The organism is Natronocella acetinitrilica, from assembly GCF_024170285.1.
GTDB lineage: Bacteria > Pseudomonadota > Gammaproteobacteria > Nitrococcales > Aquisalimonadaceae > Natronocella > Natronocella acetinitrilica.
This window is the reverse complement of record NZ_JALJXV010000005.1, coordinates 49,116-75,333: the sequence shown is the minus strand read 5'-3', so window position 1 is coordinate 75,333 and position 26,218 is coordinate 49,116. Positions and strand designations below refer to the sequence as shown.

General features: G+C 64.5%; 28 protein-coding genes. 18 read left to right on the top strand and 10 right to left on the bottom strand.

What is annotated here, in order from left to right:
* Positions 1-4 precede the first annotated feature (4 nt).
* Positions 5-799: a prolipoprotein diacylglyceryl transferase gene (gene lgt / locus J2T57_RS11160; RefSeq protein WP_253478067.1), complete on the bottom strand. Its 795-nt coding sequence runs from the start codon at positions 797-799 to the stop codon at positions 5-7.
* A 207-nt stretch (positions 800-1,006) separates the two neighbouring features.
* Positions 1,007-2,218 (bottom strand): class I SAM-dependent rRNA methyltransferase, encoded by a 1,212-nt coding sequence (locus J2T57_RS11155; RefSeq protein WP_253478064.1) that lies wholly within the window; start codon positions 2,216-2,218, stop codon positions 1,007-1,009.
* A gap of 174 nt (positions 2,219-2,392) precedes the next feature.
* On the opposite strand from J2T57_RS11155, the gene J2T57_RS11150 reads away from it, so the two are divergent.
* The 3 genes from J2T57_RS11150 to argA are packed head-to-tail and all read left to right on the top strand — an operon-like array spanning position 2,393 to position 5,587.
* Complete coding sequence (locus J2T57_RS11150) at positions 2,393-3,064, top strand: TIGR04211 family SH3 domain-containing protein (protein ID WP_253478061.1); 672 nt, start codon at positions 2,393-2,395, stop codon at positions 3,062-3,064.
* A 34-nt stretch (positions 3,065-3,098) separates the two neighbouring features.
* Positions 3,099-4,274 (top strand): acetylornithine deacetylase, encoded by a 1,176-nt coding sequence (gene argE, locus J2T57_RS11145; RefSeq protein WP_253478058.1) that lies wholly within the window; start codon positions 3,099-3,101, stop codon positions 4,272-4,274.
* Positions 4,271-5,587, top strand: coding sequence for an amino-acid N-acetyltransferase (argA, locus tag J2T57_RS11140; protein ID WP_253478055.1), 1,317 nt, complete (start codon positions 4,271-4,273; stop codon positions 5,585-5,587). Before argE ends, argA begins: the two co-directional genes overlap by 4 nt.
* Before the next feature lie 2 nt (positions 5,588-5,589).
* On the opposite strand, the gene J2T57_RS11135 is transcribed toward argA, so the two are convergent.
* Together J2T57_RS11135 and J2T57_RS11130 are read right to left on the bottom strand one after the other, a co-directional pair.
* Entirely contained in the window at positions 5,590-5,985 is a 396-nt protein-coding gene (locus J2T57_RS11135; protein ID WP_253478052.1) for a tetratricopeptide repeat protein, read from the bottom strand.
* A 23-nt stretch (positions 5,986-6,008) separates the two neighbouring features.
* Entirely contained in the window at positions 6,009-6,674 is a 666-nt protein-coding gene (locus tag J2T57_RS11130; RefSeq protein WP_253478049.1) for an O-methyltransferase, read from the bottom strand.
* A gap of 248 nt (positions 6,675-6,922) precedes the next feature.
* Here J2T57_RS11130 and cpdA point away from each other — a divergent pair, with 248 nt between their 5' ends.
* Both cpdA and J2T57_RS11120 read left to right on the top strand, forming a co-directional pair.
* A complete protein-coding gene (gene cpdA, locus J2T57_RS11125; protein WP_253478046.1) occupies positions 6,923-7,744 on the top strand; it encodes a 3',5'-cyclic-AMP phosphodiesterase in 822 nt (273 codons plus the stop codon).
* A 24-nt stretch (positions 7,745-7,768) separates the two neighbouring features.
* Positions 7,769-9,019 (top strand): hypothetical protein, encoded by a 1,251-nt coding sequence (locus J2T57_RS11120; RefSeq protein ID WP_253478043.1) that lies wholly within the window; start codon positions 7,769-7,771, stop codon positions 9,017-9,019.
* A 22-nt stretch (positions 9,020-9,041) separates the two neighbouring features.
* Here the strand turns inward: J2T57_RS11120 and J2T57_RS11115 are convergent, their stop codons facing one another.
* On the bottom strand, positions 9,042-9,206 hold the full coding sequence (locus J2T57_RS11115; RefSeq protein WP_253478040.1) for a rubredoxin: 165 nt from the start codon (positions 9,204-9,206) through the stop codon (positions 9,042-9,044).
* 93 nt (positions 9,207-9,299) lie between these two features.
* Here J2T57_RS11115 and thiE point away from each other — a divergent pair, with 93 nt between their 5' ends.
* Both thiE and hemL read left to right on the top strand, forming a co-directional pair.
* Positions 9,300-9,950, top strand: coding sequence for a thiamine phosphate synthase (thiE, locus tag J2T57_RS11110; protein WP_253478037.1), 651 nt, complete (start codon positions 9,300-9,302; stop codon positions 9,948-9,950).
* Positions 9,951-10,033: 83 nt separating this feature from the next.
* Entirely contained in the window at positions 10,034-11,323 is a 1,290-nt protein-coding gene (gene hemL, locus J2T57_RS11105; RefSeq protein WP_253478034.1) for a glutamate-1-semialdehyde 2,1-aminomutase, read from the top strand.
* A gap of 20 nt (positions 11,324-11,343) precedes the next feature.
* Here hemL and J2T57_RS11100 read toward each other — a convergent pair whose 3' ends face one another.
* From J2T57_RS11100 to J2T57_RS11085, 4 genes are read right to left on the bottom strand one after another with little or no spacing between them, the layout of a single operon-like run.
* Positions 11,344-11,940 (bottom strand): LON peptidase substrate-binding domain-containing protein, encoded by a 597-nt coding sequence (locus J2T57_RS11100; protein ID WP_253478031.1) that lies wholly within the window; start codon positions 11,938-11,940, stop codon positions 11,344-11,346.
* Between the two features lie 24 nt (positions 11,941-11,964).
* Positions 11,965-12,603 carry a flavin prenyltransferase UbiX gene (locus tag J2T57_RS11095; protein ID WP_436262692.1) on the bottom strand — a complete coding sequence of 213 codons (639 nt, stop codon included), beginning with the start codon at positions 12,601-12,603 and terminating at the stop codon, positions 11,965-11,967.
* Positions 12,600-13,964 (bottom strand): UDP-N-acetylmuramate:L-alanyl-gamma-D-glutamyl-meso-diaminopimelate ligase, encoded by a 1,365-nt coding sequence (gene mpl, locus J2T57_RS11090; RefSeq protein ID WP_253478028.1) that lies wholly within the window; start codon positions 13,962-13,964, stop codon positions 12,600-12,602. The genes J2T57_RS11095 and mpl overlap by 4 nt, the downstream gene beginning before the upstream one ends.
* A gap of 6 nt (positions 13,965-13,970) precedes the next feature.
* A complete protein-coding gene (locus tag J2T57_RS11085; protein WP_253478025.1) occupies positions 13,971-14,468 on the bottom strand; it encodes a hypothetical protein in 498 nt (165 codons plus the stop codon).
* 179 nt (positions 14,469-14,647) lie between these two features.
* Between J2T57_RS11085 and J2T57_RS11080 the strand changes: the two genes are divergently transcribed.
* The 10 genes from J2T57_RS11080 to J2T57_RS11035 all read left to right on the top strand — a co-directional run bounded on the left by J2T57_RS11080 (position 14,648) and on the right by J2T57_RS11035 (position 24,286).
* The gene (locus J2T57_RS11080) at positions 14,648-15,913 is read left to right on the top strand and encodes a 6-phosphofructokinase (RefSeq protein ID WP_253478022.1); all 1,266 of its coding nucleotides are present in this window, start codon (positions 14,648-14,650) and stop codon (positions 15,911-15,913) included.
* 41 nt (positions 15,914-15,954) lie between these two features.
* Positions 15,955-16,482, top strand: a complete 528-nt coding sequence (gene ppa, locus J2T57_RS11075; RefSeq protein ID WP_253478020.1) for an inorganic diphosphatase — start codon at positions 15,955-15,957, stop codon at positions 16,480-16,482.
* 238 nt (positions 16,483-16,720) lie between these two features.
* Positions 16,721-17,035 carry a hypothetical protein gene (locus J2T57_RS11070; RefSeq protein ID WP_253478018.1) on the top strand — a complete coding sequence of 105 codons (315 nt, stop codon included), beginning with the start codon at positions 16,721-16,723 and terminating at the stop codon, positions 17,033-17,035.
* 34 nt (positions 17,036-17,069) lie between these two features.
* Positions 17,070-17,963, top strand: coding sequence for a 50S ribosomal protein L11 methyltransferase (prmA, locus tag J2T57_RS11065; RefSeq protein WP_253478017.1), 894 nt, complete (start codon positions 17,070-17,072; stop codon positions 17,961-17,963).
* A 71-nt stretch (positions 17,964-18,034) separates the two neighbouring features.
* A complete protein-coding gene (locus tag J2T57_RS11060; RefSeq protein ID WP_253478015.1) occupies positions 18,035-19,099 on the top strand; it encodes a DUF3426 domain-containing protein in 1,065 nt (354 codons plus the stop codon).
* 122 nt (positions 19,100-19,221) lie between these two features.
* Positions 19,222-19,515 carry a DNA-binding transcriptional regulator Fis gene (fis, locus tag J2T57_RS11055; RefSeq protein WP_253478013.1) on the top strand — a complete coding sequence of 98 codons (294 nt, stop codon included), beginning with the start codon at positions 19,222-19,224 and terminating at the stop codon, positions 19,513-19,515.
* Between the two features lie 89 nt (positions 19,516-19,604).
* Entirely contained in the window at positions 19,605-21,179 is a 1,575-nt protein-coding gene (gene purH / locus J2T57_RS11050; protein WP_253478011.1) for a bifunctional phosphoribosylaminoimidazolecarboxamide formyltransferase/IMP cyclohydrolase, read from the top strand.
* 23 nt (positions 21,180-21,202) lie between these two features.
* On the top strand, positions 21,203-22,498 hold the full coding sequence (purD, locus tag J2T57_RS11045; RefSeq protein ID WP_253478009.1) for a phosphoribosylamine--glycine ligase: 1,296 nt from the start codon (positions 21,203-21,205) through the stop codon (positions 22,496-22,498).
* A gap of 95 nt (positions 22,499-22,593) precedes the next feature.
* On the top strand, positions 22,594-23,157 hold the full coding sequence (locus tag J2T57_RS11040) for a LemA family protein (RefSeq protein WP_253478007.1): 564 nt from the start codon (positions 22,594-22,596) through the stop codon (positions 23,155-23,157).
* A gap of 7 nt (positions 23,158-23,164) precedes the next feature.
* Complete coding sequence (locus tag J2T57_RS11035) at positions 23,165-24,286, top strand: M48 family metalloprotease (RefSeq protein ID WP_253478005.1); 1,122 nt, start codon at positions 23,165-23,167, stop codon at positions 24,284-24,286.
* A 164-nt stretch (positions 24,287-24,450) separates the two neighbouring features.
* On the opposite strand, the gene J2T57_RS11030 is transcribed toward J2T57_RS11035, so the two are convergent.
* A complete protein-coding gene (locus tag J2T57_RS11030; RefSeq protein WP_253478002.1) occupies positions 24,451-24,885 on the bottom strand; it encodes a PaaI family thioesterase in 435 nt (144 codons plus the stop codon).
* A 114-nt stretch (positions 24,886-24,999) separates the two neighbouring features.
* On the opposite strand from J2T57_RS11030, the gene J2T57_RS11025 reads away from it, so the two are divergent.
* Entirely contained in the window at positions 25,000-26,214 is a 1,215-nt protein-coding gene (locus tag J2T57_RS11025; RefSeq protein ID WP_253477999.1) for a pyridoxal phosphate-dependent aminotransferase, read from the top strand.
* Positions 26,215-26,218: the final 4 nt, after the last annotated feature.

Sequence of the window (26,218 nt, the reverse complement as noted above, 5' to 3'; positions counted from 1 at the left end):
TTCCTCAGACCTTGGCCGATGCTGCCCCACGGTATGCTACCGCGAGCAGAATCAGGCCGAGCAGGATCATGGGCAGGGACAGCACCTGCCCCATGGTGACCCAGCCAAACGCCAGGTAGCCGATATGCGCGTCTGGCAGGCGCACGAATTCGACAATGAAGCGGAACGTGCCGTACAGCGCCAGGAACAGTCCGGACACTGCCATGGTCGGGCGCGGCTTGGCCGAGTAGAGCCACAGCACCGTGAACAAGACCACCCCTTCCAGCAGAAACTGGTAGAGCTGCGATGGGTGCCGCGCCACTTCGCCCAGGGGCGGGTAGACCATACCCCAGGCGACCTCGGTGGGCTTGCCCCAGAGTTCTCCGTTGATGAAATTGCCAATGCGTCCCAGACCGAGCCCCACTGGCACCAGGGGGGCGACGAAGTCCATCAGCTGCATGAAGCCGATGCCGAGCTTCCGTGCGTACAGCCAGCAACCGATGAGTACGCCGATCAGCCCGCCGTGGAAGCTCATGCCGCCTTCCCAGACGCGGATCAGCCGCAGCGGATCGGCCAGCACGTTGGCGGTGTCGTAAAACAGGATGTATCCCAGCCGACCCCCAGCGATGATGCCGAAGGCCACGTAGAACAGCAGGTCCGCCACCTGGGGCGGTTGCAACGGTGTGTCGGGGCGCGCTGCCCTGACCCAGCCCAGCCACCAGCCGGCAATGAAGCCGAACAGGTACATGAGTCCGTACCAGTGGATTGCCACGGGGCCGAGGCTGATGGCGACTGGATCGATGTCGGGATAGGTGAGCATGGTTGGCAATGGTAGAGGCAGCGGCGTCCCGGGGAAAGACCTATATCCTTGCCGGATGGTTGGTTGTGGTTTGGTGGATCAGGGGTGGGTGAGACGGTCAGAGACCGTCAGCGACATGGATGTCGCTGTCGAGCCCCCATGGATGGGTTTACGGCGTGTCTCTGACCGTCTCACCCACCCCTGATCCACCAAACCACCGGTTCCCTTCTAGGGTGTGCTCCAGGCCGGCAGCACCCGGCAGTACCAGGCCTTCAGGTAGCGGGTTTCCGGAATGGCGGGGTGTTCCGGGTGGTCCGGAGCGTGGCCGCCGTACTCCTGAATCTGCAGGCTGCGGTCAAGGTGTCGGGCGCCACCCAGCACCTCCTTCAACAGATCGTCGGCAGAGACGTGGGATGAGCACGAGGCGCTGACCAGGATGCCGTCCTTGTCCAGAACCTGCATGGCAAGCTGATTGAGTCGTCGGTAGCCGGCGAGACCATTGCGCAGATCCTTGCGCCGCTTGACGAAAGCCGGTGGGTCCAGAATCACCACGTCATAGCGCTCGCGCTCTTCCCGCAGGGCCTGCAGCGCCTCGAAGGCGTCGCCCTCGACGGCCGTCAGCCCCTCGCCCACACCATTGAGTGCCGCGTTTTCCTGGGCCCGGTCCAACGCTGCAGCGGAGCTGTCGATACAGGTGACCGCAGACGCCCCCGCCGCCAGCGCCTGCACGCCCCAGCCACCGACATAAGAGAACACGTCCAGTACCCGCAGGCCTCGCACGTAGGGCGCCAGCCGGGCACGGTTGGCCCGATGGTCGTAGTACCAGCCGGTTTTCTGCCCCTCGGTTGCCGAGACGCGGAAGCGGCAGCCGTTCTCCTCCAGTTCGAGAAATTCCCGGGGCTCTCCCTCCGCCCAGCGAACATAGCTCTCCAGCCCCTCAAGCACACGCAATCCACTGTCGGCGCGGATAAGGATGGCGGACGGTGCCACTGCCCGTTGCAGCGCGCGGATGATGGCATCCAGCGCCAGTTCCATTCCGGCGGTGTTGGGCTGCACCACGCAGACGTCGCCGTAACGGTCAATAACCAGGCCAGAGAGGCCGTCGGCATCGCCGTGAATCAGCCGATAGTGATCGCTGGCGAAGTGGCGCCGCCGTGCCGCCAGCGCCAGGTTCAGTCGGTGTACCAGCAGCGACTCGTCCAGCAGGCGCTCCGGATCGCGGCTGATCAGTCGTCCGGCGATGAGCGAGTGAGGGTTGGCGTATCCGGTGCCCAGCGCCTTCCCCGCATTGGTGCGTATCACCACAGGCGTGCCCGGCGGCAGTTCGTTCAGCGCCGAGCGCGCCGTATCCACCTCATTGCCGAAAATCCACAGATGCCCTGCGCGCAGCCGCCGTTCCTCGCCGCGCTTCAGCCACAAGGATGGAGTATTCTCGGTCATGTTGGTGTGTCCCTGGGTCAGCTCGGGGCGCACAGTCTACCTGTGTCCTGCATACTGGTGACAGTTTGTCTGTCGTTCGTCAGCGTCACCTTGCGGGGTGTCGGGCAGCCGCTACAATCGAGGCACTTTTTCGGCGGGAGCCCTGGTATCCCGCAGTGCAGGGGGTTTGAATTGTTGTCTTCAAGACTGGTTATGTTGCTGTTGCTGTTGCTGGCTTTCATGCTCTTGCCCGGGCTGACGCAGGCTCAGCAGACCCGATACATCAGCGATGAACTGGCTCTGGACATGCGCTCCGGGCCAGGCAACCAGTATCGGATTCAGCAGATGGTGCCCGCAGGCACGCCGGTCACTGCATTGGAGGACTCCCAGGGCTGGACCCGCGTACAGCTCAGTGGTGGACGGGAAGGCTGGGTGCTGACCCGACTGCTCACTGATACCCCCAGCGCCCGCTCGCAGCTCGATCGCGTTCAGCAGAACGCATCCCAGTTGCAGGCCCGCAACGAAGAACTCACCGTCGATCTGGAAGAGGCACGGCAACGCCTGTCCATGCTGGAGACGGCGCTGACCGAGACCACCAGTGAGCGGGATACCCTCGGCCGGCAGGTGGAGCAGGCGCAGCAGGGTCTGCAACTCCACGACGAGAACCAGGAAATGCGCAAGCAGGTGATTGACCTGCAGCGCGAGATCCAGGATCTCACCCACGAAATCGACCGGCTACAGGATCGCAACGACCAGCGCTGGTTTCTGGTGGGCGGTTTCGTACTGTTCTTCGGTCTGCTCCTGGGGCTGATTCTGCCCAAGCTCGGTTGGCGTCGCCGTAACAGCTGGAGTTCGGGTAGCCTGTAGGGCGAAGTCGCGCCCACACACCGGGAGGATACCCATGGCCGCAACGCCGTCGCTGATGCACATGATCCAGGATCTGATCGCCATTCCGTCGGTCAGCAGCGTCAACCCGTCCCTGGACCAGAGCAATCGCCCGGTGGTGGAACGCCTTGCCGAGTGGCTGGAACCATTGGGCTTTGCCATCGAATTCCAGCAGGTTCCCAGTGACCCGGGCAAGGTGAACCTGATCGCCACCCTGGGTCGTGGGGAGGGGGGGCTCGTGCTTGCCGGGCATACCGATACCGTGCCCTTCGATGACTCGGGCTGGAGCAGCGACCCCTTCAAACTGAGCCGGCGTGATGGTCGCCTCTACGGCCTCGGCACGTCGGACATGAAAGCCTTTCTGGCGCTGGCCATTGAAGCGGCCCGCGACTATCGCCCCGAAGACATGCGCCGCCCGCTGGTGATTCTTGCCACCGCCGACGAGGAAAGTGGCATGACCGGTGCCAAGGCGCTGGTGGACGCCGAGAAACGGTTGGGTCGCCATGCTGTCATTGGCGAGCCCACCGGCATGAAGCCGGTGAATGTGCACAAGGGTGTGATGATGGAGTCCATCCGCATTCGCGGTCGATCCGGGCACTCCAGCGATCCATCCTTTGGCGCCAGTGCCCTGGAGGGCATGGTGCGGGTGCTGAACGATATCATCGCCTGGCGACAGCAGTTGCAGTCCCGGCACATAGATCCGCGCTTTTCGGTACCGGTGCCCACCATGAACCTCGGGCATATTCACGGCGGCGACAATCCGAACCGCATCTGCGCAAGCTGCGAGCTGCAAATCGATATCCGGCCCCTGCCCGGCATGTCCATCGAGGAGTTGCGGACCACGCTTGGGCAACGGGTGGTGCGCGCCCTGGGCGATCTGTCGCTGCAGATCGAGGTGGTACCACTGTTTCCCGGTCTGCCGGCCATGGAGACCCTTGCCGGTGCCGAGATCGTGCGTGCCACGGAAGCGCTGACCGGCAGTGAGGCGCAGGCGGTACCCTTCGGCACCGAAGGTCCGTTCTTCCGCGACCTGGGCATGGACGTGGTCATCATGGGCCCCGGAGATATTGACCAGGCGCATCAGCCCGATGAGTTCCTGCTGGAGGATCGACTGCAGCCCACCGTGGATCGTCTGCGGACGCTGATCCGCCAGTTCTGTGTCGACGAGACCGTGGCGAGCCTCCGTCAATGAGCACCGATTACGTCCAGTGGTTCCGGCGCAGCGCGCCCTATATCAATGCGCACCGGGGGCGGACTTTCGTCATCAGCCTGGGCGGGGAGGCCGTGGAGTCGGAGGAGTTCGCCAGCCTGGTGCACGACGTGGCGCTCCTGAACAGTCTGGGCATCCGCGTGGTCCTGGTGGCGGGTACCCGGCCGCAGATCGAGCAGCGCTTGGCGGCTCGCGGCGGTTCGCTGCGCTACCACGGTGGCTTGCGCATTACCGATGATCTGGCCCTGTCCTGTGTCAAGGAAGCTGCCGGCACGGTGCGGGTGGAACTGGAGGCGCTGTTGTCCATGGGCGTGGCGAACTCGCCCATGGCGGGGTTTCGCCTGCAGGTCGCCTCGGGGAATTTCGTAACGGCACGTCCTCTCGGCGTGCGTGACGGGGTGGATTTTCTCCACACCGGTGAAGTCCGGCGCATTGATCATGCCGGCATCAACGAGCGGCTGGACGCGGGAGCCATCGTGCTGCTGGCCCCGCTGGGGTACTCGCCCACCGGGGAGGTGTTCAATCTCGCGGCGGAAGAGGTGGCGCTGGCGGCAGCCCAGGCCTTGCAGGCCGACAAGCTGCTCTACCTGGTGGAGCAGGCTCTGCCGCGGGATGCCTCTGGCGCACTGCTGCGCGAGCTGGATCTCCACCAGGCTCAGCGCGTTGCCCAGGGGTTGCAGGGGAGCGGTGAGGCCGAAGCCGAGTTCAGGCGCTTGCTGGAGGGTGCCGTGCGTGCCTGTCAGGGCGGCGTGCAGCGGGTGCACCTGCTGGAGCGCCGTGGTGATGGCCACCTGTTGCTCGAGCTGTTTACCCGGGACGGCGTCGGCACCCTGGTCACCGGCAACCCGTTCGAGTCCATCCGTCAGGCCCGGGTGGATGACGTCGGCGGTATCCTGGAGTTGATTGAGCCGCTGGAGCGCGAAGGCTTGCTGGTGCGACGCTCGCGGGAGCATCTGGAAACACAGATCGGCGAGTTCACCGTCATCGAACGCGATGGCGCGGTGATTGCCAGCGCGGCGCTGTCACCCCATCCGGCGGCTGGTCTGGGTGAACTTGCCTGCTTTGCGATACATGGCGACTACCGCAGCAGCGGCCGTGGTGATCAACTCTTGCGACATGTAGAGAAGGAGGCGCGGCGTCAGGGCCTGGACGCGATCTTCGTGCTCACCACCCGCACCGCGCACTGGTTCCAGGAGCGGGGTTTCCGGCCCGCCGAATTGGACGAGCTACCGGTGGAGCGCCGGAAGATGTACAACCTGAAGCGCAATTCGAAGGTGTTCTTCAAGCAGCTTTGAGGCTAATCGAAGATCTCGCCTGCGGCGCCTTCATCATCGCCGTTTTCGTCGCCGTGATAGCGCGCGCCGATGTTGGCAAGCTCTCCCAGCGCCTGCATGGCGCGCGCGCTGCCGTTGCCGGCCGCGCGTTGGATCCAGCGTATGGCTGCTCGCTCGTCCCGTTGAACGCCCTGGCCGGTGTAATACATGTAGCCAACGGTGTACTGCGCATCGGCATTGCCGGCCTCGGCCTCCGCGACCATCAACTCGAAGGCACGACTGTAGTCTCCGGCCTCCCAGGCGGCGCGGCCCTCGTCGAACCGTTCGCTGGGCGCGCTTGAGCCGACGCCGGCGCAGCCGGCGAGCAGCAGGGCAAGCGCCAGAGCGGCGACGCCCCGCGAGACATGCTTGAATCCCATCGTTGTCCTCATGGTGTGCCGGGTCACCCTGGTAATCGCCTGGCGAGGGTGAGCCCGTCGGCGAGCGGAATCACGCAATGATCTACCCGTGGCTCGTCCCGTACCAGTCTGTTGAAAGCCCGAATGCCTTCCGTGTCTGCGCTGTGATCGTCGCCGTCCACGACCCGTCCCGACCACAATACATTGTCCACCAGAATGAGTCCGCCCGGGTGGATCAGTTCAACGCACAGTTCGAAGTACCTGGGGTAGTTGGCCTTGTCGGCATCGATGAAGATGAAGTCGAAGCCGGCTTCATGGTCTTCAAGCAACATCGCCACCGCCTCCAGCGCCGGGCCGATTCGCGCGGTGATCTTCCCGCCGACACCTGCCTCATCCCAGTAACGCCGGGCGATAGCGGTGGTTTCCGGGTTCAGGTCCAGGGTCAGCAGCGTGCCGTCTTCAGGCAGAGCCTGCGCCACAGCCAGAGCGCTGAAGCCCGTGAAGGTGCCGATTTCCAGACAACGGCGGGCGCCGGTGATCGCCACCAGCATCCGCATGAACCGCGCCTGCTCCAGGGCGATCTGCATCTTCGCCCCCGGCAGCGTCGCGGTTTCCGACATCAGGCGCTGCTCCAGCGGCGACGGCTGTGCCTGAATCTCCTGCAGGTAGGTCTGCAAGGCATCATTCATGGCAAGGCTGCGGCGCGTCATGATCTGCGTCCTCGAAACTCGCCCCGGCATGTCTCGGGCTGGAACCGTGAATGTCCGTTCCCGGATCGTTTTGTGACGGCGGCGGCAGATCGTACCGCTCGAACGCACGTATGGTCATACCGGGTGGGTGCTCCTGCGCCATTGGTGGCGGGGGCAACCGAAGACAATGAAAGTGCGCTCGAGCGTACCAAGCTGCGTCGTGCGAAGCCAATGCCTTCGGCGGCAATCATATTCGACAGGATGCAACCATGACCGATGGCCCCGCCAGCAACGCCAGGGATAGCGTCTGCCTTCTGCAGCTGACCGATCCGCACCTGTTCAGTGACGGCCAGGGAGCACTGGCGGGGGTCAGCACCAGCGCGACCTGGCACAGCGTATTGAGCGAGGTGCAGCGCCGTGGGCCGCGGCCCGACGCCGTGCTGGTGACTGGCGACCTGGTTCATGATCACCGCGAATCCACCTATCGGCGGCTGATGGACGACCTGCAGGTCTTCGACGCGCCGGTGTACGTTCTGCCCGGCAACCATGATGACGGTTCCCTCATGGCGTCGGTCTTTGCCGATCATGACACTATTCGCTGGGTTGGTCATGTCGTCTTGGGCGAGTGGTTGGTGGTGATGCTGGACTCCACCATCGCAGGCTCCCCCGGCGGCCATCTGTCGTCGGATGAGCTTGATCGGCTGGCGCGTACGCTGCGCGACCATGCCGAGAGGCCCACCCTGGTGGCCCTGCATCATCACCCCGTTGACGTCGGCTCCGCCTGGATCGATGCCATCGGCGTCGACAACGGCCAGGACTTGATGGAACTGCTTGAGCGCCATCCCCAGGCCCGGATCGTCCTGTGGGGACATGTCCACCAGGAAGTGGATCAACGCCTCGGCGCCCTGAGAATGCTTGCCACGCCGTCCACCTGTATTCAGTTCCTGCCGGGAGCAAGGAATTTCACCCTCGACGAGATTGCACCGGGCTGGCGTTACCTGCGACTGCAGGCCGATGGTGGCGTCGAGACATGGGTCGAGCGATTGGAGCGGTTACCAACAGGCCTGGACCTGAGCCTGCGGGGCTACTGAAACGTATGGGCAGAGGCATAGTCAATGAGCGCGAGTGAAGCCGGCGCCGGCCTGCGGGACGCCAGGCCGGGCAGCGAGGTGGAGCGACTGCGGCAGGAACTCGCGGCGGTCCGCCAGCGGCTGGAGGAGGAAGTCGCCTATCACCGCGCCAAGGCCGAGACCAGTCGGCAGCAGATCGAGGCGCAGCATCTTCGTCAGCAGGCTGCCGAGGTCGCGCGGCGGCGACGGCTGGAAGACCAGGTGGCGACGCTGGAGGCACAGTTGCGGGAGTCACGCGATCATGGTGATCGTGTGCAACGGCGGTATGATGAGCTGGCAAACCAGTTCCTGCAGCAGGAAGAAAGCACCCGTCATTCCGTGCAGGAGGAGGTCGCCCGCTACAAGGCGGCGGCGCAGAGCGCCTGGCAGAGCGCAGAGGAGGAGTTGGCACGCATGGAAGGGGAAATGCATCGCCTGCGCGAGGCGCTGAATGCAGAGCGCTCCCGCAGTCGTCAGCTGGAGGAGACCTTGCGCAGCCTGCAAGGGCTGGATGGCAACGTTGATGAGGACGAGGCCGACAGTCTGCGCGGGGAGTTGTCGACCCTCCGCAAGGCGCTGGATCTGTCCGAGCGGCGTCGCGTGCAGCTGCAGCAGCGGACCGTCCGTCTCGCCGAGCAACTGGTGGGCATGCAGGGCAAGGTGTCGGAGTTGCAGCAATCAGCCGAGGATACCGACAAGGCGCGGGCGGACAGCGAAGGTGCGGCCCAGGTCCGCAATGTCTACCGCTCCTTCCACACCGGTGCCGGCAATCCCACGCAGGTTGATCTGAGCGAGGCCAACGCCATCTTGCGGGCGGCGGCCGCGCAGAACGCTGTTGACGCCGAGTCGAAAAAAGCGGCTCCGGCCCTCGACGTCTCCGGCGGGCTGGACGACGATATCGCCGAGGAATTCCTGCTGATGTCGGCGGATTCCTCGCTGGATGCCGGCAAGCTGGAGCGGCTCCAGCAGCAGGTGGAAAAACAGGAAGCCCAGGATCGTGCCCGGCAGACGGTGCAGACGGCCCGCCGCAACGTGTTTCTGGAAGACGAACAGGACGCTGCAGCGGCGGCGGGCAAAGCCCATCAATCGGCAAGGAAGCCGGTGGCACCGAGCCCGCAACCGGTTCGAGAGGCCCGGGCCGGTCTCTCGCTGGGCCAGCATTTCAGCAAGCTGGCTCAGGGTCTGCTGGTGGTGGCCCTGCTGCTGGCACTCGGCGGTATTGCCATCTGGTTCCTGGGGGTGGATATCCTCCCCTGATCGCCGAGTCTCCCGAAGGACACTAAATTTCCACCATCTCGAAATCGTCCTTGGTGGCGCCACATTCGGGGCAGGTGAAATCCTTGGGGATATCCTCCCAGCGCGTGCCGGGCTTGATGCCTTCGTCCGGCAGACCTTCCGCTTCTTCGTACACCCATCCGCAAATCACGCACATGTAGGATTTCAAGACGCTGCCTCCTATGAGTATGTTGAAGGGGTTGCCACTCTAACCCGTCGTGCCGAAAGCGTCGACCGTCCATCGCAACGGAGAAACGACCCCATGTCCAACGTCCATCACCGCCTATCGGGGCTGTATGTCATCACCGATGGCCAGTCGCGATCCCTGCAGGTGCTGATCGACCGGGCCCGGGCGGTGCTCGACGGCGGGGCGCGGGTGCTGCAGTACCGGGACAAGACCGATGACGCCCCGCGACGGCTGCGGGAGGCATTGGCGCTGTGCGGCCTGTGCCGTGACGCCGGGGCGCTTTTCATCGTCAACGACGACAGTCGGCTTGCCGCCGCCTGCGGCGCGGATGGCGTTCATCTGGGGCGGGATGATGGCGCAATCGACCAGGCCCGCGGACTGCTGGGCCCCGAGGCCCTGATTGGCGTGTCCTGTTACAACTCGCTGGAGCGGGCGGAGGCCTTGCAGCGGGCTGGTGCCTCGTATCTGGCGTTCGGTGCGGTGTACCCGTCGCCGACCAAGCCCGGGGCGATTCAGGTATCCATGGATACCCTGCGCGAGGCGCGCCAGCGCTTCAAGCTGCCGCTGGTGGCCATTGGTGGCATAACTGCGGAGAATGCCGCGCCGCTGGCCGCGCTGGGCCTCGATGCCCTGGCCGTGATCAGCGCCGTGTTCAGTGCGGCTGAACCGGCGACGGCGGCGCGGCGGATCTGCCAGGTCATGCAGGCTGCTCGGGAGTATCAGTGAGTCGCGTCCCCTGACGCCTGTTACACTTTGCGCACCATGGACACAATGCACACAGACATTCCCTTGTTGGAGGCTAGCCCGGCATGAATCATTCCCAGTCCCTGTTCGAGACGGCGCAGGAGTATCTTCCCGGAGGCGTGAATTCCCCGGTGCGGGCATTCAAGGGAGTGGGCGGGACACCGATCTTCATTCGCCGCGCCGAGGGGCCCTACCTCTATGACGAGGACCACAACCGCTACATCGACTTCGTCTGCTCCTGGGGTCCGGCGGTGGTGGGTCACGCCCATCCCGAAGTGGTCGAAGCCGTTTGTGAGGCCGCAGCGGGCGGGCTGAGTTTTGGCGCTCCCACGGAGGCTGAGACGCGCATGGCAAAGGCGATTCGTGGCCTGGTGCCGTCCATGGAGCGGCTGCGCATGGTCAACTCGGGCACCGAGGCCACCATGAGCGCGCTGCGCCTGGCCCGTGGCTTCACCGGCCGGGATGTGATCGTCAAGTTCGAGGGCAATTATCACGGTCATGTGGATTCGCTGCTGGTCAAGGCCGGTTCTGGTGCCCTGACCCTGGGCACGCCGACGTCTCCCGGCGTGCCGGAGAGCGTGGTCAAGGACACGGTGACCCTCAACTACAACGATCCGGAGGATGCCCGGCGCGCCTTCTCGGAAATGGGGGAGCGGGTTGCGGCGGTGATTGTCGAGCCGGTGGCCGGCAACATGAACTGCGTGCCGGGCACGCAGGATTTCCTGAACACCCTGCGCAGCCTCTGCACGGAACATGGTGCGGTGCTCATTTTCGACGAGGTGATGTCAGGATTCCGCGCCGCCCTGGGTGGCGCGCAGGCGCACTACGAAATCACCCCGGATCTGACCTGCCTGGGCAAGGTGGTTGGCGGCGGCATGCCGGTGGGTGCCTTCGGTGGCCGACGCGACATCATGGAGCATCTGGCGCCGCTTGGCCCCGTCTATCAGGCCGGGACGCTGTCGGGTAACCCGGTGGCCATGGCTGCAGGTATCAAGACACTGGAGATCATTTCCCGTCCGGGACTGTTCCAGCGGCTGGAACAGTCCACCAGCTACCTGGCACAGGGAATCCGGGATCGGGCACGAGAGGTCGGCTTGCCGCTGCAGGTCAATCAGGTGGGGAGCATGTTCGGCGTTTTCTTCACCGAGCAGGACACGCCGGTGACATCCTATGCACACGTCATGAACTGTGACGTGGACCGCTTCCGGCGGTTCTTCCACGCCATGCTGGCGGAGGGTGTCTACATGGCGCCATCGGCCTTTGAGGGCGGCTTTACCTCCATTACCCATGACGAGGGAGTGATGGACGACACGCTGAATGCCTTCTCCCGGGTTTTCGCGCAGTTGAAGCGGTAGCGCGCTCGGGGCGTGGCTCGTCAGGCGTCGTCCTTCTGGCCGAGGCGCAGGGCGGGTATCACCGACTGCAGGCTTTGCAGTCGTATCATCGGGTCACTGATGGTCAGCAGCCGCTGTCGATCTTCCAGTCGCAGCGGCAGAATCTCTGCCAGTCGGCAGGACAACCAGTCGGCATCGCCGTCGGCGCGGGGGGTGTGTTCGTAGCCCAGGCCGGGTAGCGCCAGCACCTGGTCCAGCATGCGGGTCAGCTCCGCCGGCTGTTCGGGCAGGGGTGGAGACTGCTCTGCCGACAGGGGTTCCACCTGGGCCCAGAGCAGCCGATTCTTCGCCAGTTCCATGCTGCGTATGCGAAAGCGTTCCCCGCCGATGGCCGTCAGCCCCAGAAGACCGTCGGGCCGCTTGTCCCAGTCGACAATGCGGGCAATGGTGCCCACCGGGTGGGGGTGCGCCGGCTCACCGATTTCGTTGCCCTCCTGAATCAGGCAGACACCGAAGCCGCGATCCTCCCGCAGGCACTGGCTGACCATGTCCAGATAACGGGTTTCGAATATTCTGAGCTGCAACGGACCGCCGGGAAAAAGCACGGTTCGTAGCGGAAAGATGGGTATGCGCATCATCACGGTCGTCGCCTGTCGGATTACTCAGTCCTTGTGGGTGTGGCGTGCGTGCCCCCATCTGGGCTGCAGATCATTGGGCACGTCCAGATGATCGAGTATGCGGGCCACGACGAAATCCACCAGATCATCCACCGATTGCGGCTGATTATAAAACCCCGGACAGGGCGGCATGATGACCGCGCCCATGCGGCTCAGGGTCAGCATGTTTTCCAGGTGCAAGGTGGAGTAGGGCATTTCCCGGGGCACAAGGATCAGGCGACCGCGTTCCTTCAGCACCACATCGGCGGAGCGTTCGATGAGGTTGTTGCTGGTGCCTGCGGCGATACCGCCAAGCGTACCGGTGGTGCAGGGGCAGACAACCATGCGGCGGGCGGCGCCGGAGCCTGATGCGCAGGCCGCCGTCCACTGGGTGTTGCCGAGCAGTTTCAGCTGACCGTCACCGGCCGCGAAGCGATCGCTCAGGAACCGTTCTGCTTCCGGGTTGCGTCCGGGCAGGCCCAGATCCGTCTCCGTGCCGAGGACCACGCGGGCCGCATCGGAGATCAGCAGGTGCACACCCATGCCCTTTTCAAGCAGCACCTGGAGCAGCCGAAGGCCGTAGGGCATACCTGATGCGCCGGTCCAGGCGAGGGTGACGTGATCGTGTCTGGGATCGCTGCTCAAAGGGTCTGCTCCTTGTTCGAAAGGGCCTGCAACAGGCGCTCATGGATGCCGCCAAAGCTGCCATTGCTCATGACCACAACACAGTCCCCGGGTTGTGCGTTATCGCAGATATCGGTCACCAGTTGTTCCAGATTGTCGCTCCAGACGCCCGGGACGGACAGGCGTTCGACAATGTCCGCCACCCGCCAGTCAATGGCCGGGGGTTGAAACAGAAAGACCTGGTCGGCCTCGTTTAACGCGCTTGGCAGGGCGGCCTGGTGGCTGCCGAGCTTCATGGTGTTGGATCGGGGTTCCAGCACGGCGATCAGTCGGCCCGCCGTCACTCCTGGGCGCATGGCCTGAAGCGTTGCGCTGATCGCTGTCGGGTGATGGGCGAAGTCATCAAAGACCCGCACCCCCGCCACTGTGCCGCGCAACTCCTGGCGTCGTTTCATGCCCCGGAAGCCTGCCAGCGAGGCAAGCCCCTGCTCCAGTGGTACGCCCACATGTCGTGCGGCAAGCAGGGCGGCCAACGCATTGCGTGCGTTGTGTTCCCCGGGTTGCGACCAGGCCAGCGGGTGCAAGCCGCCGGCGGTGTCTGTTACCCCCCAGCCATCGCCATGTCTCTGTAGCCGGTAGTCGTTGTCCGGTTCGGCTCCAAAGCGGGTCACCGGGGTCCAGCAGCCGCGCTGCAAGGTCTCGGCGATGCTGGTCTGGTCGCCGTTTGCCAGGATCAGTCCGCCACCGGGTACAGTGCGGACCAGATGATGGAACTGGGTCTGGATCGCCGCCAGGTCCGGGAAGATGTCCGCGTGGTCATGCTCCAGGTTGTTGATGACCAGCGTCCGCGGCCGGAAGTGGACGAACTTGGATCGTTTGTCGAAAAACGCCGTGTCGTACTCGTCCGCCTCGATCACGAAAAACGGGGTGCTGCCGAGGCGCGCCGAGCGGTCGAAGTTTCCCGGCACCCCGCCGATCAGGAAGCCGGGGTCGAGCCCTGCATCCTCCAGCAGCCAGGCCAGTATTCCGGCGGTGGTGGTCTTGCCGTGGGTGCCGCTGACGGCGAGTACCCAGCGGCCTTGAAGAACGTGCTCGGCCAGCCACTGTGGTCCGGATGCATAGGGCAGGCCGCGGTCCAGCACCGCCTCCACCAGCGGATGGCCGCGGGACAGCGCGTTGCCGATGATCACGCAGTCCGGTGCCGGCTCGAGCTGCGTGGCGTCCTCGTCGCTGGTGACGGCGATCCCCTGGCTCTCCAGCAACGTGCTCATGGGGGGGTAGACGTTGCGATCCCAGCCGCTGACCCGGTAGCCCAGGTCGCGGGCCAGCAAAGCCAGACTGCCCATGAAAGTTCCGCAGATACCGAGGATGTGGACATGCATGCAGGCTTACCCGACGAATTGGTTGAGAAACAGGGAGAGCCCATAGTAGAGCAAGGCGATCACCACCCCGGCGGACAGGGGCAGGTCCAGCGCATGGCGCATGATGTGGCCCATCACGGCCACCGACCAGATCACCACCGCCAGCCACCAGTACGCGGCCCAGACCACCGGCTCGCCGGGCGACCCTCCCAGCGCGAACAACGGCGGAAGCACGAACAGGGTCAGCAGCAGTGAGGTGCCGAACATGGCGCTGGCCGTCTGAACGTAGCGGTTCAGTCGCCCACGGAGCTGCAGCAGTATCCAGGGCACGCCAAGGCCCAGCGCGGTGTGCAGCAGGACGCGCCCGAAGCCGTTGTCCTCTTCCGGCAGCAGCTGCAGCGACACAACGGACAGGGCCGTTGCCGCAACCACTAACAGGATCAGCCACTCCCGCGAGTAGGGTAGATCCTGCGGTCCGGCGCGAAACCAGCATACCCGCAAGAGGGTTTCCAGCGGCTGCAGCACGGGTCGACACTCCCCGAAATGAAAAGCATAGCCTGCCACAGACTGCAGTCTTGCACATCGGTGCGCTATCGCCTCGGCAAGCTGCGTATTTTCCGGTATCCTTGCCGCCCAAATTCCAAGCAGCTTGTTCAACTGACTGGTTGCGCGCCGGCTGTCAAGCACCGGGGATCTCTCTCGATATGGCACTCAAGAACGCCTTTTATGCCCAATCCGGCGGTGTTACTGCCGTCATCAATGCGAGCGCCTGTGGCGTTATAGAAACCGCCCGCCGCCACAGCGATCGCATCGGCAAGCTTTACGCCGGACGCAATGGCATCATCGGTGCGCTCACCGAGGACCTTATCGATACCTCGCTGGAGTCGGATCAGGCCATCGCCGCACTGCGCCATACCCCCTCCGGCGCCTTCGGTTCGTGCCGCTACAAGCTGAAAGGTCTGGAAGAGAACAGGGCTGAATACGAGCGCCTGATCGCCGTTTTCGAGGCCCACAACATCGGCTACTTCTTCTACAACGGCGGCGGTGATTCCCAGGACACGGCGTTGAAGGTCTCCCAACTCGGGGAGCGCATGGGTTACCCGATCACCTGCATTGGCATTCCCAAGACCGTGGATAACGATCTCCCCATTACCGACTGTTGCCCCGGCTTCGGCTCCGTTGCCAAGTACGTGGCGGTGTCCACCATGGAGGCCGGTCTGGACGTCCGCTCCATGGCCGAGACATCCACCAAGGTATTCGTGCTTGAAGTGATGGGCCGGCATGCGGGCTGGATCGCCGCCGCCGCCGGACTCGCGGCGGAATCGGAAGACCAACCCCCCCATGTCATCCTGCTGCCGGAAGTGCCCTTCAGGAAGCAGCCATTCCTTGACGCGGTAAGGCGCTCCGTGGAGCGCTTTGGTTATTGCGTGATCGTTGTGTCGGAAGGCATCCGTGAAGAGGACGGTCGCTTTCTCTCCGACAGTGGCAGCACCGACGCATTCGGTCATGTGCAGTTGGGCGGTGTCGGCCCGATCATCGCCAGCATGTGCAAGCGCGAGCTGGGCTACAAGTACCACTGCGCGGTGGCCGATTACCTGCAGCGGGCAGCCCGCCATGTGGCGTCCAAGACCGACGTTGACCAGGCCTACGCCGTGGGTGCTGCCGCCGTGGAAATGGCCCTGGATGGGCGCAACGCCGTGATGCCCACCATTGTACGCAAGCGCGACGAGCCCTATCAGTGGGAGATCGGCTGCGCGGACCTGGCGGAAGTGGCCAATCGCGAGCGTGGCCTGCCGCCGGAGTACATCCGCGAGGACGGTTTTGGCATCACCGACGCCTGCCGCCGCTACCTGCAGCCGCTGATCCAGGGGGAGGACTACCCTCCTTACCGAAATGGCCTGCCCTATTACGTGCGACTCAAGAATGCATCGGTGCCGCGGCGCCTGGGCGACACCTTCACGCTGCGCTAGCACCGTCAGATATCAGAGACCAAGCAAAGGGGAACAGCATTATGAACATCGACGCGATTCCGGCCGGGAAGTCCGTTCCCGACGACATCAACGTCATCATCGAGATCCCGCAGAACGCCGACCCGGTCAAGTACGAGGTCGACAAGGATAGCGGTGCGCTGCTGGTGGATCGCTTCATGGGTACAGCCATGCACTATCCCTGCAACTACGGCTATGTCCCCCATACCCTGTGCGGCGATGGTGATCCGGCGGACGTGCTGGTGGTTGCCCCGTTTCCGTTGCAGATGGGCTCTGTGGTGCGCTGCCGGCCGGTGGGCGTGCTCAAGATGGAAGACGAGTCCGGAGAGGACGCCAAGCTGCTGGCCGTGCCGGTGGACAAGCTCACCAAGCTCTACAGCAAGGTCAAGGGTCCGGAGGACCTGCCGCAGATCCTGCTTGACCAGATCAGTCATTTCTTCGAGCACTACAAGGATCTGGAGCCCGGCAAATGGGTCAAGATCCAGGGCTGGGAAGGCCTTGAGTCGGCGCGCCAGGAACTGCTGGACGCCGTCAAGCGGGCGGGTAACTGATCCCCGTCCGTCAACGGGATTCGGGCCCCGTGAGCGGGGTCCGGTCCCGGGTAGACATGCGCTGGTGACGGGTTTTCTTACAGTCCTGTGACGTCCTACTGGACATCGTAATTCGCAGCCCTATACTACGCCCCAATGTGCACTGCACCATCCCAAGGCAGATGCACAGGCTGGCTCTCGGAATGAATCGTTCCGGGCGTTTTTGCAGCAGTCGCGAGGTGTCTTCATGGCACGAGTGATGACGAGGCAGCGTCTCCATAGGGAGAACCTGGCCTACCGCTTTACCGGTGGTGTCAGCCAGGAGAACCGCTGCAGCGGATTTACGCCCGCCTTCAGAGATACGTCGACCGGGATGGTCTACCCCTCTTTGTGTGGCACCGGGTCACCGGTTCCGTTCCATTGCCTGGATGGCTTGCCTGACGATCTCGTTTTGCAGCGGGATTGCAACGGGGCGGCCTGCGCGGTGAAACCCACTGTGGAAGCGGGCTTCCTGCGGGACGGGCAGTTCTTTACCCGCCAGCAAGCCGCCGATTGCGTCGCGGCCGAGGAGTGATGCGGCTCCCGGCGCCAGTATCCAGCTCCGGCTGATGCCTTTTCTGCAAGTATCCTGTGACCTCGATGCGGTGGCCTGCCAGCTGGCCGAAGACGTATTGATGGAGCAAGGCGCCATGTCGGTGACGCTCCAGGACCCTGGTGGCGACCCCATACTCGAACCCGGCCCCGGTGAGGCGCCCCTGTGGGGCCGTGCCATCGTGCTTGCACTGTTCGACGAGCATGCCCGGGTGGATACGGTGCGCCGGGCACTGGAGCGGGAGCTCGGTGATACCGCCGTGCGTGGTTGGCGGGTGGAGTGGCTCGAGGATCGCGCCTGGGAACGGGCCTGGATGGACGACTTCGTGCCCATGCGTTTTGGTCGGCGTCTGTGGGTATGCCCCAGCAACGCGCGAGTGGATGCGAGCGACGCCATCGTGCTGAAGCTGGATCCGGGGCTGGCCTTTGGCACCGGCACTCATCCCAGCACCGCCTTGTGCCTGGAATGGCTCGATCGTCAGCCGCTGCAGGGCCGCTTCGTCATCGATATGGGCTGCGGCTCGGGGATACTGTCCATCGCTGCTCTATTGCTGGGTGCGGAACGCGTGCTGGGCATCGATAAGGATCCCCAGGCACTGATTGCGAGCCGCGAGAATGCCCGGCGCAACGGCGTGGACGGCCGGCTGGAACTGGCCAGTCCTGATGATATGCCCGCCGATGCGATTGCCGATGTGCTGGTCGCCAACATACTTGCCGGGGTGTTGATACGGCTCGCGCCGGAGTTGTCGCGGCGGGTGCGCAGCGGTGGTCATCTGGCTCTATCGGGCATCCTCAATGAACAGGCCGCCAGCGTCACGGACAGCTACACTTCGGCCTTCGAGCTGCGTGCGGATGATGGCCGGGACGGATGGGCGCTGGTGACCGGGCTGCGGCGCCCGTCGGAAGTCTGAGCCGCGCTCCTTTACAAGGGGGCTCACCCTCCAGACAATGGAGCGCGTTCAGGATACAGGCCCCGGTTTCCATGTACACGCAGTGTCCCGCCTGCGCCACCTTGTTCCGGACCGAGCCGGACGCGCTGCCCGCCCCGGGCGGCCGGGTGCAATGCGGGATGTGCCACACCGCATTCGATCCCCGGCGCCGACTGGTGGATACGCTACCCGCCGCGTTCCATGCCCATCTGCCCCTGGAATCCCTGGCGTTACTGGACCGGGAGCCTGATGAGGCTGTCATTTCCGACGTCGAACCTGCCACGGCTGACCAGCCGGCGGATGTTGCTGTCGACCCTGCGGAGCCCATTGAGCCTGTGGATGAACCGCCGTCGCAGCCGGCGGCGGTCAGCGAACCGGAACCCCTCCGCACCGAGACACCCGCGCCACCCGCTCGGCGAGCCATAGACTGGACCTCCGGCCCGGTCTCCGTGGTCCCCGGCCGGGCCGTCAGGCCGGGCGTCAGCCGTCCAGGTGGCGGCAGACCGGCGTTGGCCACGGCGGCCTATCAGGCGCTGGGAGAAGATGCCCTTGCCGCCGCAGAGGGCGATCATGGCGACTGGCACCTGCAGTCCGCGCTGGAACTCGAGCGTCAGGCGGCAGCCGGCATTCCGGCTGCGGGACCGTCCAACCTGCTCTGGCTCACGGGTGTCCTGTTACTCGCCTTGCTGTTCGGGCTGCAGGTGACCTACGCTCAGCGCAACGTCATGGCGGCCAGTGCCGAGTTGCGACCCTGGGCGGAGCGTCTTTGCGCGGTCACCGGCTGCGAGCTGCCCCTGTTGCGTGATCGGGAGCAGATGCGATTGCTGCGCGGCCAGGTGACCGAGCACCCACGACGTGACGACGCACTGGTCGCCGCGGCCCTCATCGTCAACGATGCGCCGTTCCGCCAACCCTATCCCCTGATCCGCCTGTCGCTGCTCGATGGCAACCAGCGGGTCACCGCCGAGCGCTGGTTCCACCCCAGCGATTACCTGGAGGACGAAACCCTGCGTCATCAATGGGAACGCGGGATGAGTCCTGGTCGCAGCATCAGCGTCCGCCTTGAACTGATGGACCCGGGTGGTGGCGCCGAGCAGTACATCTTCGAGTACCGCTAACGGGAAATGCGTCAGCTTGTCGGCTTCGCGTTTTCACTGTCCGCGCTTTCCGGTATCATCGAAAACCTTTCCGGGTCGCGGGGGGCGATCCAATCCCGTTGGGTGAATCAGTGCAAGCCGATATGCAACAGCAGGCAAGTGGGGTCATGCGGGGAAGTGCTGTTCAGACCGAGCCCGATGATACGGGCGTGGGGCCGATCCGGGCATGTGTGTCGGACGCAATGGAGCGCTATCTGGCACAGCTCGATGGCGACGCCGCCTGTGATCTGCACAAGCTGGTGCTCGAGGAAGTCGAGCCGCCCCTGTTCGCCGCCGTGATGCGGTACTGCCAGAACAACCAGACCCGGGCCGCCCAGATGCTCGGCATGAATCGGGCGACGCTGCGCAAGAAATTGCTGCACTACGGCCTCGTGTAACAAAAGACTCCCTGGACACCGCGCAGCCCGTCGGGCGGTGTGCTCCTGTATCACCTTGACGGGCTCCCGACGATGATAAGGAGGCCTGCATGGGCGCCAGTTTGCGACCGGTGCGTCGCGCATTGCTCAGCGTGTCCGACAAGACCGGTATCGTGGAATTCGCCAGCGCCCTGGCCGGCCGTGGCGTGGAACTGTTGTCCACCGGAGGCACAGCGGCACGCCTGCGCGACGCCGGCCTGACGGTGCGTGATGTCTCCGAGCTCACTGAGTTTCCCGAGATGATGGCCGGCCGCGTGAAGACCCTGCATCCCAGGGTGCACGGCGGTCTGCTGGGTCGACGCGGCGTGGATGAGGATGTGATGGACGCCCATGGCATTCTGCCCATCGACCTGCTCGTGGTGAATCTCTACCCCTTCGCCGAGACGGTGGCTCGCCCGGATTGCAGTTTTGAAGACGCCGTGGAGAACATCGATATCGGTGGCCCCGCCATGGTGCGCGCGGCGGCGAAGAATCATGACGGCGTCGCCGTGGTGACCGATCCGGTGGACTACGATCGGGTACTGGCGGGACTGGCCGAGCAGGATGGCACCGACTGGCGCCTGCGGCTTGATCTGGCAATCAAGGCCTTCGAGCACACCGCGAGCTATGACGGTGCCATCGCATCCTATCTCGGCAGTCTTGATGCCGAACTCAAGCCCACGCCGCATCCGCGCACGCTGAATCTGCAGTTCCACAAACTCCAGGACATGCGCTACGGCGAGAACCCGCACCAGTCCGCGGCGTTCTATCGCGATGCTAAGAGCGACGAGCCTTCCGTGGCCACGGCGCGGCAACTGCAGGGCAAGGCGCTGTCGTACAACAACGTCGCCGATACCGACGCCGCGCTGGAATGCGTCAAGTGCTTCGAGGCGCCCGCCTGCGTTATCGTCAAGCATGCCAACCCCTGCGGTGTCGCCGTGGCGGAGGATCTGCTCACCGCCTACGATCGCGCCTTCGCGTGCGACCCGACTTCCGCCTTCGGCGGCATCATCGCCTTCAACCGGACACTGGATGGCGCCACCGCCGCGGCGATCGTGGAGCGCCAGTTCGTCGAGGTGATCATCGCACCGGACGCGACAGACGACGCCGTCAGCGCCATTGCCGCACGCAAGAATGTGCGCCTGCTCGTCTGTGGCCGGTGGCCCGCCGAACGCGCCGCAAGCGTGGACTACAAGCGGGTCACCGGTGGCCTGCTGGTGCAGGACGCCGACCTGGCCCGGGTGCCGGATGGCGATCTCAAGGTGGTGACGCGACGAGCCCCCACCGCGCAGGAACTGCAGGATCTACGCTTCGTCTGGGAGGTGGCGCGCTACGTCAAGTCCAACGCCATTGTCTATGGTCGCGACAGCCGGACCGTGGGCATCGGTGCCGGGCAGATGTCCCGGGTCTGGTCGGCCCGGATCGCCCGTGAAAAGGCCGAGGATGCAGGTCTGCCAGTGGCCGGTGCGGTCATGGCCTCGGATGCCTTCTTCCCCTTCCGTGACGGTATCGATCAGGCGGCGGAGGCGGGTATTGTCGCGGTGATCCAGCCCGGTGGCTCGATTCGTGATGACGAGGTCATCGCCGCCGCTAATGAGCACGGCATGGCCATGGTCTTCACCGGCATGCGCCATTTCCGTCATTAGTCTCGAAGGTCCAGGAGTTCGACATGAATGTGCTGATCATTGGCGGCGGCGGCCGTGAGCATGCCCTGGCCTGGGCGGCGGCCCGTTCGCCACGGGTAGAGCAGGTCTTTGTTGCGCCGGGTAACGCCGGGACGGCGCTGGAGCAGAAATGCAGCAATGTCGAGATCGCCGCCACGGACATCCCGGCGTTGGTGACCTTCGCCCGGGAAAACCGTATCGGCCTGACCATTGTCGGCCCCGAGGCACCCCTGGTGGCCGGCGTGGTGGATGCCTTCCGGGCGGCCGGGCTGCGTTGCTTTGGCCCCACCGCCGGCGCCGCCCAACTGGAAGGGTCCAAGTCCTTTGCCAAGGACTTCCTCGCCCGCCACGGCATTCCCACCGGCGCCTACCGCACCTTCACGGATGCCGCGGCGGCACGGGACTACGTGCGCACGCAGGGCGCGCCCCTGGTGGTGAAGGCAGACGGCCTCGCCGCTGGCAAGGGGGTGGTGGTCGCCGGTACCGTGGAGCAGGCGCTGGCTGCCGTGGACGACATGCTCGAGGGCAATGCCTTCGGCGATGCCGGCGCACGGGTGGTCATCGAGGAATTCCTCCGTGGCGAGGAGGCGAGCTTCATGGTGATGGTCGACGGTGAACATATCCTGCCCCTGGCCACCTCCCAGGATCACAAGGCCCGGGATGACGGCGACACCGGACCCAACACCGGTGGCATGGGGGCCTACTCCCCGGCACCCGTAGTGACGCCGGAGTTGCACCGGCAGATCATGGAGCAGGTCATCGAGCCGACGGTGCGGGGGATGGCCGCAGACGGCCACCGGTACACCGGGTTCCTCTACGCCGGCCTGATGATCGGCGACGACGGCGAGGCACGGGTGCTGGAGTTCAACTGCCGGATGGGGGACCCGGAGACGCAACCCATTTTGCTGCGCCTTGAGAGTGACCTCACCGAACTCTGCGACGCCGCCATCGACGGGCGTCTTGACCAGGTCACCTGTCGCTGGTCGCCGAAGGCAAGTCTGGGCGTGGTCCTGGCTGCCGGTGGTTACCCTGCCGACTATCGGAAGGGTGACGTCATCACCGGGCTGTCGGAGCTGGGCAGCGACGCCGGAAAGATCTTCCACGCCGGGACTGCGCTGGACGCAGCAGGGCAGGTGACGACGGTCGGTGGTCGTGTATTGTGTGCCTGCGCATTGGGAGATACCGTGGCCGAAGCGCAGCAACGCGCCTATCAGCTGGCCGCCGCAGTGCAGTGGGACGGGGTCTACTACCGCCGCGACATCGGCCACCGGGCGGTGACCCGGGAGCAACAGACAGACTGAGACCTTTTCGATGGTTTCACCCGGTTTTCTGGGGCATGCTCCAATCCCTGAGGAGGCGGGAACGCCTCCCCGGCATGTCTACAGGGGGCAAGACAATGGAACTGGGAACCATCATCTTCCTGCTGATCATCGTCGGCCTGATTGGCTACGTGGTCAGCATCTACAACCGCCTGGTGCGCCTGCGCAACCAGGTTCGCAATGGCTGGCGACAGATCGACGTGCAGCTCAAGCGCCGCCACGACCTCATCCCCAATCTGGTGGAAACGGTCAAGGACTACATGTCCTACGAGCAGGATACGCTCCGGCAGGTGGTAGAGGCCCGCAGCCGTGCCGTGGCAACCGAAGGCAAGGGTCCTGAAGCGTCCATGGCGGCGGAACAGGGCCTGAGTGGTGCCCTGGGCAAGCTGTTCGCGCTGATGGAAAACTACCCCGATCTCAAGGCCAGCCAGAACGTGCAGCAACTCATGGAAGAGCTGGCCAGCACCGAGAACCGTATTGCCTTCTCCCGGCAGCACTACAACGACAGCGTCATGGCCAAGAACGTGGCGGTGGAGTCCTTCCCCTCCAACATCGTGGCCGGCCTGTTCGGCTTCCGTCAGGACCAGTACTTCGAGGTGGAAACCCACGAACGGGCGGTGCCCAAGGTCTCCCTGAGGTAGCCTGACGGTGGCTCGCCAGCCCTGTCCGGAGTGTGGCGCCGACAATCGTGTCGGCGCGACCACCTGCCGCCTGTGCGGCGGGGCCCTGTCCGCCGAGGCGGCGCAGCGCCCCGCTGTGCGGGAGAAGCTGCTCCGCCGAACCGACTTCGTCTCCGCCGCCCATGCCAACCGTCAGGCCACCACCCGGCTGATCCTGCTGTTGCTGGCCATCGGTGCCACGCTGGGTTACGTCATTGGTTGGAACATGGAGCTGTTTCTCTCCGAGCAGGCCTGGGAGCGGGACAGTATCTGGTTCCTCAGTGAATGGGGTGTCTGGGCAGCGCTGCTGTTGCTTGGCCTGAGCCTGGTCTGGACCACCATCGCCATGAAGGCCGGCGATCGCATCGTGCTGCGGATGACCGGCGCCCGGGAGGTCAGCCGGGAGGAGGAACCCGTCCTGCACAACGTGGTCGAGGAGATGGCCATCGCCGCTGGCATTCCCAAGCCGGGAGTATTCCTGCTGGAAACCGATGCCATGAACGCCTTTGCCACCGGGCTCAGTGCCCGCCGTAGCGCGATTGGCATTACACGTGGTCTGCTGGAAGGACTCAACAGGGACGAACTCCAGGCAGTGGTGGGTCACGAAATGGGCCATATCGTCAATCTGGACATGCGTTATGCAACGGCGGTCAGCACGCTGGTGGGGCTGATTGCTCTGGTGTCGGATGCGGCCTGGCGAATCGTCTACGTCAGTGGGCGGGCCGGTGCCGGCAGGGCCGGCCGGGTGGGCAGAGGCAGCGGCGGTCGCGGCGGCGGCAATGCCGGGGTCCTGGTGGCGGTACTGATCCTGTTTCTTGTCGCGGCGCTGGCACCGGTGTTCGCCAAGCTGGTGCAAATGGCGGTATCCCGTCAGCGGGAGTTTCTGGCGGATGCCACCAGTGTCCGGTTGACCCGCAATGCCCAGGGGATGATCTCGGCGCTGGAGAAGTTATCGAAAAGTGCCAAGCCGTTTTCCGGTGCCAACCGGGCGACGCAGCATCTGTTCATCGTCAACCCCTTCAAGCACTTCCCCGAGAAGGCCAGCCGCCTGATGGCGACCCATCCGCCGCTGGAGGCACGCATCCGGCGGCTGACGAATCTTGGGGCCTGAGGTTGGAGAGCCTGGAGAGCTTGGGGGCATGGGTTGGCGGCAGGGCTGTCAGGGACACGCGGTAAATACGTCCCTGTAGCTCGTATGCGGCGTCCATGCCGCATACGGTCCCTGACAGCCCCGCCGCCAACCCATGGCTATCCCGCGTGGTAGCTCCAGGCGCGTCAGTCCCCCGTTATCGCCGGCAGCACGTAAGTGCCGGTGGCGTGGGCCACGGCGCGGTCGTCATCCGCGGAATACAGGTTCACTTCGCAGACTGCCAGCCGACGTCCCAGTTTGAGCAGACGGCCTTCCGCCAGAACATCACCGGCCGGGGCGCCGCGCAGGTAACGGATGCTGATGTCCGAGGTCACCGCCATCTCCTGCACGCCCACCGCGCTCATCACCAGGGCGTACATGGTCATGTCCACCAGGGTGAACAGTGCCGGCCCGGAGACCACACCGCCGGGCCTTACCAGGTTGTCCTTCCAGGGCAGGCGCAGGCGTGCCTGGCCGTAGCGCAGTGACTCGGTGCGAATATCCAGCAGGTCGGCCAGCGGGACGCCGGCGCGGCCCAGGCGATCATACTCTGCGGCGGTGATCCTGCTTGCGGTGTTCACGGTGGAAGGACTCCCATGGGTTCAAGGGGATATGGTGACTCCGGCCATCGCAAGGCCGATCGGAGATCGCTATACTGAGCGCCCTTTGGTCACTGCGTGATATTGAAGCCGGCTATGCGTGCCATCAGCAAATCGGACAAGCTTGCGGAGGTCTGCTACGACATCCGCGGACCCGTGCTCCAGGAGGCCAAGCGCCTGGAGGAGGACGGTCATCGGATCATGAAACTGAATATCGGCAATCCCGCGCCGTTCGGTTTCGAGGCGCCCGATGAAATCCTCAAGGATGTGCTGGTCAACCTGCCCACCGCGCAGGGCTATTCCGACGCCAAGGGCATCTTCTCCGCACGAAAGGCCGTGATGCAACAATGTCAGCAGCGCGATATACGCGATGTCGGGGTGGAGGACGTCTTTCTCGGTAATGGCGTCAGCGAACTCATCGTCATGGCCATGCAGGCGTTGCTGAACAATGGCGACGAGATGCTGATACCGGCGCCGGACTATCCCCTGTGGACGGCGGCGGTGACGCTCTCCGGCGGGCGTCCAGTGCATTATCTCTGCGATGAGGCCCGGGACTGGCAGCCGGACCTGGCCGACATGGAAGCCAAGATCACGCCGCGGACCCGGGGTATTGTCGTGATCAATCCGAACAATCCCACCGGCGCGGTCTACAGCCGCGAAACCCTGGAGCAGATCATCGAACTGGCGCGACGCCATGAGTTGATCCTGTTCGTTGACGAGATTTACGACAAGATCCTCTATGACGATGCGCAGCATGTGTCGGCAGCGGCGCTGAGTGATGACGTGCTGACCGTGACGTTCAGCGGTCTTTCCAAGGTGTACCGGGTCGCAGGCTTCCGTTCCGGCTGGATGTTCCTGAGCGGGCCCAAGGAACATGCACGGGACTACGTGGAAGGCCTGAATATCCTGGCATCCATGCGTCTGTGCGCCAACGTGCCGGCGCAGCATGCGGTGCAGACGGCCATCGGCGGCTACCAGAGTATCCAGGATCTCATCTGTGCGGGTGGTCGCCTGCATGATCAGCGGGAACTCGCCTGGCAGCGCGTCAACGAGATTCCAGGGGTGAGCTGCGTCAAGCCCCAGGGCGCGCTTTATCTGTTCCTCAAGCTTGATACCGATCGCTATCACATCACCGATGACCGTCAGGTGGTCCTTGAGTTGCTGCGCCAGGAGCATCTGCTGCTGGTGGAGGGCACGGCCTTCAACTGGCCGCGGCCGGATCATCTGCGACTGGTCTTCCTGCCCCATCGGGAAGACCTCGAAGAGGCCATGGATCGCCTGCAGCGCTTTCTCGGCCGGCTCAGCAGGTAGCCCT